This window comes from Microbacterium sp. (genome assembly GCF_003248605.1).
GTDB lineage: Bacteria > Actinomycetota > Actinomycetes > Actinomycetales > Microbacteriaceae > Microbacterium.
The window spans coordinates 37393-51350 of sequence record NZ_QFPF01000004.1; the positions used below are offsets into that span (position 1 = coordinate 37393).

General features: G+C 72.7%; 10 protein-coding genes. 6 read left to right on the forward strand and 4 right to left on the reverse strand.

Going from position 1 to position 13958, the window contains the following annotated elements; genetic code table 11:
• Positions 1-710: 710 nt before the first annotated feature.
• Both DI573_RS01400 and DI573_RS01405 read right to left on the reverse strand, forming a co-directional pair.
• Entirely contained in the window at positions 711-4289 is a 3579-nt protein-coding gene (locus DI573_RS01400) for an ATP-dependent DNA helicase (RefSeq protein WP_292809879.1), read from the reverse strand.
• 11 nt (positions 4290-4300) lie between these two features.
• Positions 4301-7567 carry an ATP-dependent DNA helicase gene (locus DI573_RS01405; protein WP_292809851.1) on the reverse strand — a complete coding sequence of 1089 codons (3267 nt, stop codon included), beginning with the start codon at positions 7565-7567 and terminating at the stop codon, positions 4301-4303.
• Between the two features lie 263 nt (positions 7568-7830).
• Between DI573_RS01405 and DI573_RS01410 the strand changes: the two genes are divergently transcribed.
• Positions 7831-8055, forward strand: a complete 225-nt coding sequence (locus DI573_RS01410) for a DUF3107 domain-containing protein (protein WP_292809853.1) — start codon at positions 7831-7833, stop codon at positions 8053-8055.
• A gap of 7 nt (positions 8056-8062) precedes the next feature.
• A complete protein-coding gene (locus tag DI573_RS01415; RefSeq protein WP_292809855.1) occupies positions 8063-8353 on the forward strand; it encodes a hypothetical protein in 291 nt (96 codons plus the stop codon).
• Between the two features lie 33 nt (positions 8354-8386).
• Here the strand turns inward: DI573_RS01415 and DI573_RS01420 are convergent, their stop codons facing one another.
• Entirely contained in the window at positions 8387-9103 is a 717-nt protein-coding gene (locus tag DI573_RS01420) for a ferritin-like fold-containing protein (RefSeq protein WP_292809857.1), read from the reverse strand.
• Positions 9104-9270: 167 nt separating this feature from the next.
• On the opposite strand from DI573_RS01420, the gene DI573_RS01425 reads away from it, so the two are divergent.
• Complete coding sequence (locus DI573_RS01425; RefSeq protein WP_292809859.1) at positions 9271-10710, forward strand: DEAD/DEAH box helicase; 1440 nt, start codon at positions 9271-9273, stop codon at positions 10708-10710.
• A gap of 106 nt (positions 10711-10816) precedes the next feature.
• Positions 10817-11251, forward strand: a complete 435-nt coding sequence (locus DI573_RS01430; RefSeq protein WP_292809861.1) for an SHOCT domain-containing protein — start codon at positions 10817-10819, stop codon at positions 11249-11251.
• Positions 11252-11318: 67 nt separating this feature from the next.
• Here DI573_RS01430 and DI573_RS01435 read toward each other — a convergent pair whose 3' ends face one another.
• Positions 11319-12185 carry a PHP domain-containing protein gene (locus DI573_RS01435; RefSeq protein WP_292809863.1) on the reverse strand — a complete coding sequence of 289 codons (867 nt, stop codon included), beginning with the start codon at positions 12183-12185 and terminating at the stop codon, positions 11319-11321.
• A gap of 103 nt (positions 12186-12288) precedes the next feature.
• Here DI573_RS01435 and DI573_RS01440 point away from each other — a divergent pair, with 103 nt between their 5' ends.
• Both DI573_RS01440 and DI573_RS01445 read left to right on the forward strand, forming a co-directional pair.
• On the forward strand, positions 12289-13308 hold the full coding sequence (locus DI573_RS01440) for an endonuclease/exonuclease/phosphatase family protein (RefSeq protein ID WP_292809865.1): 1020 nt from the start codon (positions 12289-12291) through the stop codon (positions 13306-13308).
• Between the two features lie 37 nt (positions 13309-13345).
• Positions 13346-13958, forward strand: a 613-nt coding sequence (locus tag DI573_RS01445) for an aminopeptidase P N-terminal domain-containing protein (RefSeq protein ID WP_292809867.1), incomplete at its 3' end; no start/stop codon positions are given.

Sequence of the window (13958 nt, forward strand, 5' to 3'; positions counted from 1 at the left end):
GCCCTCGCCACGCGCTGGCGACGGGCCGTCGACGACGACGATCTGTGGCGGTTCGAGTCCTGCGTGGTCCTGGGCGAGGCGTCGGCGCTCTCGTTCGTGTTCGAAGACCGCCGCGACGTGCCCACCGTCGTCGGGGTGCTGGGGTGGCAGGCCTTCAGCGTGGGCGATCCCGCCGTCGATCTGCACTGGATCGCGGGCGCCGCCGAGGCGGCCGATGACATCTACGCGGCCTACGCCGAAGCCGCCGACCGCTCCCCCGATGCCAACCTGCGCACGCGTGCGCGCCTGTATGCCGAGCTCGAGTTCGCGAAGTGGCTGCTCCACGGTCACGAGCAGCACCGCGCCGACATCGTCGACGACGCCGTCGGGCTGCTCGACGCGCTGGTCGAGGGACTCGGCTCGTCGGCGTCGCGCCTTGCTCCGGCCGCGGTCGGAGGCGTCGACGACGCGATCGCCGTGCTCGCCGACGCCGCACCGCGCACCGCCGCACAAGAGCACGAGGCATCGATCGCGATGCAGACAGACGCCTACGACCCTGAGATGGTGTCGCTCTTCGAGGCGAGCATGCGCGAGCGCGGAGAGACCGCCCCCACGCCGGTCACGCGCGCGGAGGGGCTGGGTGCACCCGCCCGCATCGAGGCGGTCGGCGACGCGGCGGACGAGACCGCACCGATCGAGCCGATCTCCCTCTCGAGCTGGACGGGCACCCGTCAGCCCGGCACCGAGGCCCCACCCGAGGCCGCGCCCGCCGATGCCTCGACCCCGGATGCCGCACCCGAGACCGACGAAGCGGTGGAGGCCGCCCGCGCCTCACGCGCCGCGTTCCAGCGCTGGGCCAGGTCGGCCTCGGAGTAGATCTCGGAACCTCGGATGATGAGGTCGTCGGCGACGTAGTAGAGGGCGACGTCGATCTCATCGAGCGGCACGCCGTGCGCGCGATGATAGGCGACGCGATACAGCGCCAGCTGCAGCATCCGCTCGTCGCGTTCGGCGGCCGTGCGCGGGGCGCGCCCCGTCTTCCAGTCGACGATCTCGATCCGCCCGCCGCGGTCGTCGCGCCGATAGACGGCGTCGAGCTTGCAGATCACCACGTGCGATGACCCGTCGGCGCCCCGGAGCGCGAAGTCGATCTCGGCCTCGACCTCGAGCGGGGCGAGCGGCGCCCACTCGGAGCGCTCGAAGTTCGCGCGCAGAAGCGCCAGGTCGACCGCGTCCGCGGCCGACGCTTCGGTCTCGCTCACCTCGTCATCGGTCTCCCAGAGCGCATCGTCGAGAGAGGGGCCGCCCGTCACACGGCCGGAGCGGCGCTCCACCCAGGCGTGGAAGAGCGTGCCCAGACGCGTCTGCCGGTACGGACGCTCGGGAAGGGGTCGGCTGATCGCCGAGACGGTCGCCCGATAGTCGCCGACATAGTCCTTGAACCGCGAAGCGGGGATGCGGGTGGGGGCGTCCAGGGCCGGTCCGCGCGCCCGGCGCTCGCGCTCGGCCAGCAGCCGGGCGAGGATCGGGTCGGGAGCGGTCGACGGCCCCGTCTCGGACGCGGCCTCGCGCACCTGTTCGGCCGCGCGCCGCACGAGAGCCCCGCGCTCGCCCAGCGGATCGAGCGGCCAGGCCAGCACCTGGCCGCCGCGCTCGAGGTAGGGGTTCTCGCCGGCGTCGCCCGGGTCGATCGGTTCGCGGCCGAGCGCCGCCACCATCTCGTCCAGGTACGGACTGGGCCGGCGGGCGCTGCGCTGCCCGCCCCACTGCGAACCGGTGAGCAGCAGCTCGGAGCGCGCTCGCGTCACGGCGACATAGGCCAGCCGGCGTTCTTCGGCCTCCTGGTGGGCGCGACTGTCTTCGCGGAACGCCGTCAACGCCTTGCGCAGCGCGGGGGCGTCGGGGATGCCGGACGGGTCGACCGCGAGGGCGGGCAGCGCGTCCGCGTCTCCGCGGAACGCCGTCGGCAGCACTCCGAACCCTGTCCAGCCGCCGACGCTGCGGGGCGCCTTGGGCAGCTCGTCGGCGACGAGGCGCACGACGGCCACGGCATCCCACTCGAGGCCCTTCGATCCGTGGATCGTCAGCAGCTGCACCACTCCGGGCTGCGGCGGCTCGGGACGGGGCATGAGCTCGTCGGTGTCTTCGGCGTGGTCGAGCCAAGCCAGCAGCGATCCGATCGATCCCCGCTCGTCCGCGGTGAGAAAGGCGCGCACCTCGTCGAGGAAGGCGCGCAGCTGCGCGGACGCGATGCGCGCGGGGCCGCGGCTCTCGTTGGCCGCGAGTTCGATGTCGAGGCGCAGTTCGAGCTCGATGAGGCGGATCAGGTCGGGGATGGGCTGAGCCACCGCGCGGCGCAGGCGCTCGAACATCTCGCCGGCCGAACGCAGCCGGGCACGCCCCTCGTCGGTGAATCCCTCCAGCAGCCGGTAGTCCGCCCGCGCCTGGCGCACGAACTCCAGCGCGTCGATGATCGAGAGCTGTTCATCGGCGCCCGCGGAGCCGCGCACGCGGGCCGCGAGCTCGGGCGGCAGCGGCATCAGCGACCCGTCGCGCCGGGAGAGCGTGTCGGCCAGCTCGTGCAGGGCCGCCATGTCGGCGACGCCGATGCCGAAGCGCGGTCCGACCAGCAGACGGATCAGCGATGATCCCTGCGTGGGGTCGTGGATGACCCGCAGCGCCGCGACGACGTCGACGACTTCGGGGGTGGTCAGCAGCCCGCCGAGACCGAGGATGCGGTGCGGGATGTCATGCCGCGCGAGCGCCTCGGCGAACGCGTTCATGTGTCGCTTCGTGCGGAAGAGGATCGCCCCGGAGTGGGCGCGGGGCGAAACCGGCTCGCGGCCGGCGGCGACGGCCTCGGCCGCGAGCACGGCTTGGTTGTGCTCGTGTCGCCCGCGCACGTCGGCGAACCAGCGGGCGACCTCCTCGGCCTCGTCATCGATCGTGCGCAGGAAGCGGCACGCCACCCGGCCGGATACCGCGCCCGGTCGGGCTTCGAGAGCTCCAACCGGCACACCCGACGCCTCGGCACCCGCGACGAGGCTGTTGGCCGCCCGCAGGATCTCGAGGTCGTTGCGCCAGCTGACCATCAGACCGTGGCTGCCGCACGGCAGCTCGCGGGCGAACAGCCGGGGGAACGCGGCGAGGTTGTCGGCGGACGCGCCGCGCCACCCGTAGATGGACTGGTGCGGGTCGCCCACGGCCATGACGGCGGCGTCGGCGAAGATCGTCGAGAGCAGCGTCGTCTGGATCACGGATGTGTCCTGATACTCGTCCAGCAGCACCACGCGGTACTGCTCGCGGATCGTCCGGGTCACCTCGGGTGACCCCTCGACGATCTCGAGCGCACCGGAGACCTGGTCGGCGAAGTCGAGGGTGTCATCCGCCCGCTTGCGGGCGGCGTACTCGCGCACGAGACCGGCCAGCACGGGGAGCCCCGTCATCGCGGCGTGGAACTTCTCGATCGGACCGGGGTTGGCGAGTGCGGGATTGACGAACTGCTCGAGCGCGCGCCCCCATCTCTCGCCGTAGGCGGCCACCGCGTCGGGGTCGGCCCGGTTGTCGAGCATCTCGCCGGCGAGCCGGTGCACGGCATCCACGACGCTCGAGAACGCCTCGGCGCGCGCGGAGAGGCGGGGATCGTCGGCCGCCACCACGACACGCCGCGCGAGCAGCCACGAGCCGGACTGGCTCAGCAGCGCCGCGTCGGCGTCCCGGCCGATGCGCGCACCGTGCTCGCGCACGATCGCGTCGGCGAACGCGTTGTAGGTGGCGACCCTCGGCCGCAGCAGCAGATCGTCGCTGCGGTCGTGCCCCGCGGCGGGGTGCACGTCGGTCTGATGGGCATCGGCGGCCGCGGCGATGTCGTCGAGCAGGACCGCAAGAGCGGCGCGGCGCTCCCGCGGCGACGCGCCGTCGACGCCCGCCCAGAACCGGCCGAGTCGTCCCGAGGCGATCAGGGCGGGCACCTGCGCCAGCAGCCCCCTGCGCGCGTACTCGCCCATCACTGCGAGGCGCTGGTCGATACGCTCGGCGAGCTCACCCGCGGCCTTGCGGGTGAAGGTCAGCCCGAGCACCTCGTCGCGGCGCACGTGCCCGTTGGCGATGAGCCACACCACTCGCCCCGCCATCGTCTCGGTCTTGCCGCTGCCGGCCCCCGCGACGACCAGCGCCGGAGTCGGCGGCGCCTCGATCACCCGCTGCTGCTCGGGCGTGGGTGTGGGCAGCCCTAGCGCGGCCGCGACCTGCGCCGCCGAGAGCGCGAGCGGCCTGCTCCAGGCGCGCGCGGCGGTCGCCGACGCAGACATGGCGTCGCTGGTCATGATGCCGACACCGCCTTGATGGTGTGCACACGGCACACCGCGAAACGGTCGTCATTGCAGTGGGCGTCGATCTTCGCCTCGAACACGTGCGATGCCATTCCCTCGGCGACGGCGACGATGGCGTCGAGGAATCGGGCGCGCCCGGCCGCGTCGAGGGGTGCCTGCCGAGCGAGGCGGTACCGCGTGTTCTTCAGGGTCTTGGAGAGCACGAGCAGCCGGGCGCCGGCGTTTGATGCCGGGTCGGCGCCCGGGATGAGTCCCTCGAGGAGCGCGAGCTGGTAGGCGGCCAGCTGCGGATCGCCCTCGACCTTCTCGTCCGACACGCGAGTCTCCGAACGACCGGTCTTGAGGTCGACGATCATCACCCGATCTCCCCCGCCTTGGCCGTACGGCACGTCTTCGCCGTGCCCGTCGGGATACACCTCGACACGGTCGACGGATCCGCTGAGCAGCGCGAGACGCGCACCCCCCGTGTCGTCTCGGAGAGTGCCGTCGGCGAGCGCGCGCACGACCGGCTCGCCCGTCTCGCCGCGCGCATCCATGTCGACGGCGATGCGAAAACGTGCCTCGGCCCCGAGCGTGCGCCCCTGCTCTCGATGGAATCGTGCGAGGTAGGCGTGCAGCCGGCCCACCAGCTCCGTCGCCCAGGCGCGCTCCTTGTCACCCATCCACGGCGCCTCGAAATCCAGTTCACCCCAACGCCGGTCGACGACCGCCTGGAGAAGGTGTTCCTCACCCCCGGGCACCTCTTCGAGCGCGGCGTGCAGGATCGTGCCCACTCCCGCCGACCACGAGCGGGTGTCGCCGCCCAGCGCCCGGATCGCCCAGTCGAGAGCGCAGGTCTCGAAGCCCTCGAGACGCGAAGGAGAGACGTGCACCGGGCCGCGGGCGGGATCGCGCAGCGGTCCGGTCGAGGTGGACGCGGCCATGCCGAACCACTGATCGACGGGGGCGCCGGGCACCCCCTCGCGCGCGAGCACGACCAGCTGACCCGCCGCGTGTGCGCGCGCTGCCGCCGACGTGGATGCCGTCAGCGTGCGCCTGTGCTCGGCCACGAGTCCGCGCAGCGTGAGCGGGTGCCCGGGCAGGGCGTCGATCTCGACGTCGGGCTCGGGCAGGAAGGACAGGAAGGGACTGGGGCCCTGATCGTCGTCGTCGACAGCGGTCACGACCAAGCGGGAGCGCGCGCGGGAGACCGCACGGACGAGCAGGCGCAGCTCGTCGTGCAGCGCGGCGCGGCGACGATCGAGCACGGCCGGCTCCGGGCGATCGGGGTCGCCCTCGCGCCAGGCCTGCAGGTCGTCGGCGAGGCGCCAGGTGCCGAGCAGCCCGCCGCGCACGCGCACGTTCGGCCAGACGCCCTCTTGGACCCCCGCCACGACCACCGCCTCGAACTCGGTGCCGAGCGCGGCCGCGGGAGTGAGCAGACGCACCGTCTCCGGACGCTCGGGGGCGGTGAGGGTGTCTTCGGGCACGTCGCTGTCGAGGATGCGGTGGATGAAGGACTCGGGTCTCTCGTCGGGTGAGCGCTCGATGGCGCGCTTGGCGGCGTCGAAGAGGGCGACGAGCGCGTCGAGGGCGTGCCCCGTCTCGGCAGCCTGGCCCCCGTGGGATGTGGCCGCCTCGTGCCAGGCGCGCGCGAGCGGCCGCCCGCCGGCATCCCTCGCCCTGTTCCACACCGTCCACAGCAACTCGTGCACCGTCGCGCCCCGCGCGGCATCGTCGTGCACGATCTGCAGGCTGAGCGCGAGGCGCTCGGCCGCGCGGGCCTCGGGCGTGTCGATGAGGGCGAGCTCGAGCGGGCGCGACATCGCCTCGCGCAGCAGCTCGCGCGCCGGGCGCGTGCCCTCTGCGGCCAGTTCGGCGTGCCGCAGGCGGGCGCGCAGTCGACGCAGCCCGACCGCGTCGAGCGCGCCGAACGGCGAACGCAGCGCCGCCATGAGCGCGTCCGGGTCGCGCTCATGGGGCGGTGCGATGCCGAGTCGCACGATCTCGACGAGGTCGCGCACGACCGGCTCGGCACCGAGCGGTCGCGGTACGCTCGCGGCCCGCGTGGGCACCTCGCGCGCGCCGAGCTCGGCCTCGAGCTCGGCGACCTGGCGCGTGTCATGGGCCATGACCGCCATCCGAGACCACGGGATGTCATCGAGCAGGTGCCACTCGCGGAGCGTGCGCGCGATCAGATCGATCTGCTCGAACGCGGACGGCGCGAGGATCGTGCGCACTCCGGCGTCCGGCACGACGGGCCCCGGCGGTCGGCGATGCTCGACGCGGCCGGAGGCCCCGATCGCCGCGGTGATCTCGCGCCCCAGTCGCGTGAGGGCGGGCGTCGCGCGGTGAGGGTTCTCGAGCACGTGCACCGCGCCGAGAGCATCGCACAGTCTGGCGAACAGCTCGGGGCTCGCCCCGCGGAACGCTCCCGAGGCGATGTCGGGGTCGCCGAAGGCGAGCACGGCGACCCCCCGGGCGCGCAGCGCGCGCAGCACCGCGAGGCCACCACGGGTCAGCTCCTGCGCGTCGTCGACGAGCACCGCCCGCAGCGCGGCGGCCGGGCCGATCGGGGCCCCGCCGAAGCCACCCGACCCGCCCAGCAGCGCGGCCGCCTCGCGCAGCAGGTCGGCGGGGTCGCGGTGGGCGGAGCGCATCGATGCCGCCGCGAAGCGGTAATCGGAGAGGAAGGATGCCGCCGCCACCCACTCGTCGGACCGTCGAGCGCGGCCGAGCTGGGCGAGACGTTCGGGGCCCACGCCGAGCTCGCCGCACTCGGCGAAGAGGGCGCGCAACTCGGCCCGGAAGGAGCGGGACGCGCGCACTCCCGCGTCGAGGCCGGCCGGCCAGCGCGACGGCAGGCCCGCCTGGGCATCGGCGGCGTCGCCCTCGAGCAGCTCGGCGATGATGCGGTCCTGGTCGGGCGCGCTGAGCAGCACGGGCGGCTCGTCGCCGGCGTGCACGGCCGCGGCGCGCACCACCTGGAAGGCGAACGCCGACATCGACCGGGCGAGTGCGCCGGAGGTCGCACGATCGGCGACGACCGCCAGGCGATCGCGCAGCGCGGTCGCCGTCTGCCGCGTCGGCGTCAGGACGAGCACCTGCTCCGGCAGCAGTCCCGCGCCGCCCTCCGCGGCGAGCAGCCGCCGCACACGGTCGACGAGCGCCCGGGTCTTGCCCGTGCCGGGCGCACCGATGACGACTCCCGATGCCTCGGGCGGCAGCTCCACGACGGCGCGCTGTGCGGTGTCGAGACCGGGGTGCTGCGAGGTCATGCCTCCACGCTAGACGCCGACTCCGACATCCCCCGTCGCCCCGTTCGCCCCGCGGGTGTGCACAGCTGCGGACACGACACCGAGACACGCCGGCGAGGAGCCGCATGCCGCGGCGCGTCACGCCCGCTGTCCGCAGCTGTGCACCCGACCCCGGGCACGTTCGCCCTCAGCGTGACGCGCACGGGGTGGCACCGGCGGGCCGTGTCGTAGAGTTTCTGGTGTCGCCCGGCGCCACCCCGGCGCGGAGAGAAAGGCAGTCATCCGTGGAGATTCGCATCGGCATCGCCAACACCGGCCGGGAGCTCACCTTCGAGACCTCCGAGCCCGCCGAGACGGTGCGGGCCTCGGTGACGGGAGCCCTCGATGCGGGCGCGACCCACGTGTCGTTCGCCGATTCCAAGGGCAACTCCTACATCATCCCCACCGCCGGCCTCGCCTACGTCGAACTGGGCACCGAAGAGCTGCGCCGGGTCGGGTTCGTCGGCTGACCGCGGGATGCTGATCGTCCTGGCGCTCGTCGTCGGAGCGGCCGCGGGCCTCGGCCTGCACTACGCCCTCCCCGGACGAGCGCTGCGCGCAGCGGCACTCGCGCCGATCCTCGCGGCGGCGCTGGCGGGCGTGATCTGGACCGCCCTGACGTGGGCGGGTCTGACTGAGGACAACCCGTGGATCTGGGCCGCCTCGCTCCTGGTCCCCCCGGCCGCGACCGCCGGGATGCTGGGGCTGCTCACCCGGGCCCGCACGGCGCACGACGCCCGCGAACGCGAGCGCCTCGGCATCCTCTGACCCCGGGCGGCCCTCCGGCCGACCCCGCGGGGCTCAGGCGTTCAGGCCCATCGCGTCCATCCGGCGCGCATGGGCCGCCATCAGCTCGGTGAACACCGGCTCGACCCGCTTCTCGGCCGCCGAATCCAAAGCTTCTCCGGTCTCGAGCGCGGCGCGCGCGACGATCAGCGTGTCGCCGACCAGGCGCCGCCCCCAGAGCGAGAGCAGCGAGCGCCACTCCTCGTCGCTGGCGATCGTCTCGGCGATGATCTCGACGATCACCCCGCGGTCGTCGTCGGCCTCGAGGATGCGGGAGACGCGGCGACCGGTGTCGGCGTAGCTGGAGGCGAGCGCGTGATAGAAGTCATCGAGCAGCCCCGCCGTCAGATGCACGCTCAGGAGGGTCTCCATGGTGCGCACGCCGTGCGTGACGCGCCGGAACCCGTCGAGCTGCTCGCGGAAGGGCAGCATGAGAGTTGTCGGATCGTCGCCGCGGTCGCGGATCAGCGCGACGAGTGCCTGATGCTTGGTGAGCGCCGCCCCCGCGGCCCGCGACAGGGACTCCTTCTGCGACAACTCCGGCGTCGCCGCGATCAGCTGTGTCAGCGTCTCGAAGTAGCCCAGCTGCAGGTAGGCGGCCTGGCCGAGGAACGTGTCGACGTCGGGTGCGAGCTCGGAGAAGTCGACCCGTGTCGCCCCCGAGGCCTCGCCGCGCGAGCGCAGCGTGAGCACGCGCCCGGGCGTGCGGGTGCGGCGGAACCAGTTCAGCACGCGCCTCAGCCTAGTGCGGCCCCGCGGAACCCCTCGGGTAGGGTGGACGCTGTCCCGGCGTCGGATCGGGACCCCGCGCCTGTGGCTGAGTGAAGGGCGTGGATCGCATCCCGTCCCTTCGGGGCAGCACACAGGCAGCTTCTCACTGCCGGACAGGCACACCTACCGTGACGACCTTCGCCGAACTGGGCGTAGACCAGGACATCGTCGACACCCTCACCGCCAAGGGCATCGTCGACGCGTTCCCCATCCAGGAGCAGACCATCCCGCTCGGCCTTCCCGGGCAGGACATCATCGGGCAGGCCAAGACCGGAACGGGCAAGACGTTCGGCTTCGGCATCCCGGTCGTGCAGCGTCTGGGTCCCCACCCCGAGCCCGGAGTGAAGGCCCTCATCGTGGTGCCCACCCGCGAACTCGCGGTGCAGGTGTACGAAGACATCGACATGCTCACCCGCAACCGCCCGACCTCGGTCGTCGCCATCTACGGCGGCAAGGCCTACGAGGGGCAGATCGAGCAGCTCAAGGCCGGCGCGCAGATCGTCGTGGGAACACCCGGCCGTCTGATCGACCTCGCGGGCCAGCGCCTGCTCGACCTCTCGAACGCCACCGAGGTCGTGCTCGATGAGGCAGACAAGATGCTCGACCTGGGATTCCTCGCCGACATCGAGAAGATCTTCCAGAAGGTCCCCGCGATCCGGCACACGCAGCTGTTCAGCGCGACGATGCCCGGCCCGATCGTCGCCCTGGCGCGCCGGTTCATGACCAACCCGATCCACATCCGGGCGACCGACCCCGACGAGGGCCTGACGCAGGCCAACATCCGCCACCTCGTGTACCGCGCCCACTCGCTCGACAAGGACGAGGTCATCGCCCGCATCCTCCAGGCCGAGGGCCGGGGCAAGACCGTCATCTTCACGCGCACCAAGCGCGCCGCGCAGAAGCTCGTCGACGAGCTCGGCGACCGCGGATTCAACGCCGCCGCCGTGCACGGCGACATGAGCCAGGAGTCCCGCGAGCGCTCGATGGCCGCCTTCAAGGCCGGCAAGCGTGACGTGCTGATCGCCACGGATGTCGCGGCGCGCGGCATCGACGTCGACGATGTCACCCACGTCATCAACCACACGATCCCCGACGACGAGAAGACCTACCTGCACCGCGCCGGCCGCACCGGTCGTGCCGGGAAGACCGGCATCGCCGTGACCTTCGTCGACTGGGACGACCTGCACAAGTGGGCGCTCATCAACCGCGCCCTCGAGTTCGGCCAGCCCGAGCCCGTCGAGACCTACTCCTCGAGCCCGCACCTCTTCAGCGACCTCGACATCCCCGCCGGCACCAAGGGACGCCTGGTCACCGCGCCCAAGACGCAGGCGGTCAAGACCCAGGATGCTGCCACCTCCACCTCGACGGAGCGTCCGGGCAGGCGCCGGTCGCGCTCGCGCGGCGGTTCCGCGGGCGACTCTGCGGCGCCCGCGGGCGCAGACGAAGCCCGCGCCGAGGGCGGCGGGACGCACGACGGCGGCGGAGCGGAGCACCACGACGGCCACCCCGCACCCGCCCGGCGTCGCCGGCGGCGGCGTCGCCCGTCCGGCACGGCCGGGGCGGCCTGACCGGGCGGCAATTGTTACGGCGTCGGTGACGCGCGCACGCGGCGCGGAGCGCTATCTTGAGCGATGACGCCCGCAGGCGTCGACTCCCCCCGTCGAAAGGCACACCGTGCGCATCCTCACCGAGGCCGTGACGCCCATCAGCTACGAGTACCAGGGCTTCTGGGGCTCCTTCTGGGACCTCATCTGGTGGTTCCTGGCCATCTTCATCTTCTTCGCCTACCTGATGGTGCTGTTCTCGATCATCAGCGACCTCTTCCGCGACCACAAGCTGAGCGGTTGGTGGAAGGCGCTGTGGATCGTCTTCCTGCTCGTGACCACGTGGCTCGGCGCCCTGGTCTACCTCATCGCCCGGGGCAAGGGCATGGGCGAGCGGAGCGCAGCGCAGGCTCAGGCCATCCACCGCGCGCAGGAGGAGTACATCAAGCAGGCCGCCGGCACGAGCCCGTCCGACGAGATCGCCAAGGCAAAGGCCCTGCTCGATGCGGGCACGATCACGCAGGCCGAGTACGACCAGATCAAGGCGCGCGCGCTCTCGCACTGAGCGGTCCGCCGGTCAACGGCCCTCGCCCCGCCTTCGGGGGGGGCGGGGGCCGTTCGTGCTCCCGGTGTCAGGCCCGCACGGGCGAGGTGCCCGAGCCCCGCTCGATGATCCGCGCGACCATCTCGTCCGACGTCGTGTTCTCCCCCGGCAGGTTGGGCTTTCCCAGGCCGTGGTAGTCGCTGGATCCCGTGACGATCAGGTCGTGGCGTGCCGCGATGTCCCGGAGCAGGCGCTTTCCGTCGGCGGTGTTCTCGCGGTGATCGATCTCGAAACCCGCGAGCCCAAGGGCGATGAGCCGCTCGATGACGCTGACGGGCAGCATCCGTCCGCGGCCCGCCGGTGTGGGGTGGGCGATGATCGGCACCCCACCCGCGGCGACGACCAGGCGCACCGCCGTCTCGGGACCCGGCGCGTAGTGCGGCTCGTAGTAGCCCTCGCGCGGGTGGAGGATGCTGTCGAACGCCTCGGATCGGTCCCGCACGAGCCCGCGCGCCACGAGCGCGTCGGCGATGTGGGGACGCCCGACGGTCGCGCCGTGGGATGTCTGGGCCACGACGTCGTCCCAGGTGAGGTCGTAGTCGCGGGAGATGTTGCGGACGATGCGCTCGGCGCGTCCGACGCGGTCGTCGCGGATGCGGTCCATCTCGGCACGCAGCGCCGCATCGTCGGGATCGAAGAGGTACGCCAGGACGTGCACGCTCCGCCACTCGTGCTTGGCGCTGAGCTCCATCCCGGGGATCAGCGTCATGCCCAGCGACGATGTGGCCTGGGCGGCCTCCGCCCAGCCCGCGGTGGTGTCGTGGTCGGTCAGGGCGATCGTGCGCAGGCCATGGCGGTGCGCCGACTGCACCACCCCCTCGGGCGGCTCGGTGCCATCCGATCGCAGCGAGTGCAGGTGCAGGTCGCTCGGGCCCTCGAAGCGCCGCCCACCCATCACCCCACGAGCGTACAGCGGAGCGCACGCCGACCGGCCGGGTGCCACCCGCCGGGCGCCGGCATCCGCTGTTCTCCCAGGCTGTGCTCGTAGTGTCGGGGGCGTGTTGCGCGTGCTCGGGGTCCTGCTCGCCGTGCTGTTCGCGATCGCGGCGGCGGTGCTGACCTGGCCCGTCTTCTTCCGGGTCGACCAGATGTTCCCCCTCGCGCAGGCCATCTCCTTCCGGCCGCTGATCGTCGCCGGGTTCGCGGTCACCGCGCTCGTGTTCCTGTTGTTCGCACTCGCACGTCCGCTGCGCGGCTTCGCCCTCTCCATCGCGGCCATCGCTCTCGTCGCGGCGGGCATCGGGGCGGCCACCCTCGTCTCGCGGGGCCTCGGCACCACCGAGCTGCCCGCCGAGACCGAGACGAGCGTGCGGGTCATGACGTGGAACACGGCCGGCGAGGCGACCGATCCCGCGGCCGTCGCCCAGACGGCGGTCGCCATGAGCGCCGACATCATCTCCCTGCCCGAGACGACCATCGAGACGGGCGAGGCCATCGCCATCGCCATGCGCGAGCTCGGCAGTCCCATGTGGGCGCATCACGTCGAGTTCGGCGTGGACTCCTGGGACGCGCGCTCCACGACCCTGCTGATCACCCCCGAACTCGGCGACTACTCCGTGATCGCGTCGTCGCAGGACGGCACGAGCAACACCGCCGTTCTGCCGAGCGCGGTGGCGATGCCGATCGACGGCGAGGGACCCATCGTCGTCGCCGTGCACGCGGTCGCCCCGCGCGAGGAGTACATGGACCAGTGGCGCGACGACCTGCGGTGGCTCGCCGATCAGTGCGTCGACGAGGACGTCATCATGGCCGGCGACTTCAACGCGACGATCGATCACATGCAGCGCCTCGGCGTCGACGGCGGTACCCTCGGCCACTGCCGCGATGCCGCCGCCGACTCCGGCAACGGCGCCCTCGGCACGTGGTCGACCCGCGTGCCGGCGCTGCTGGGCGCGCCCATCGACCACGTCATGTACTCCTCGCACTGGCGGGTCACAGGCTCGATCGTGCTGAAATCCATGGACGACTCGGGCAGCGATCACCGTCCCCTCGTGGCGCAGCTCGAGCCCGTCGACTGACCCCCTGCGGGCGCGAGGGCCGTGCGAGACTGGAGCGATGAGCACGACAGGCGAGACCCGCACGATCGACACCGCCGACGAGACCGCGCAGCGCGAAGAGCAGGCGAACACCAACCGCCGCCAGCGCTACGGGCAGGGTTTCCTCGACACCATCTCCACCGGCTGGGCCGAGCGGCCCGAGAGCCTTCCGTCCGCCCGCGCCCAGGCATCCTTCGCCGCCGCGCGCCGCGCCGTCGTGTCGGCGTCGTTCCCCGGCGAGCGCCTGGTCGTTCCGGCCGGGTCCCTCAAGCAGCGCAGCAACGACACGGACTACCCGTTCCGCGCGCATTCCGCCTTCGCCCACCTGACCGGGTGGGAGAGGGATGCCGAGCCCGATTCCGTGCTCGTCCTCGATCCCACCGACGGGGGGCACACGGCGACGCTGTACTTCCGCGAGCGCGCCGACCGCACGACGGCGGAGTTCTACTCGGACGCCTCGATCGGCGAGTTCTGGATCGGCCCCCGCCCCTCCCGGGCGGGTGTCGCGGCCGAGCTCGCGCTCGCGACGGCGCCCCTCGACGAGTTCACCGCTCTGCCGGGCGATCGTGTCGTCGACGCGGACGACGATCTGACGCGCGCCGTCTCGGAGCTGCGCCTGGTCAAGGACGAGT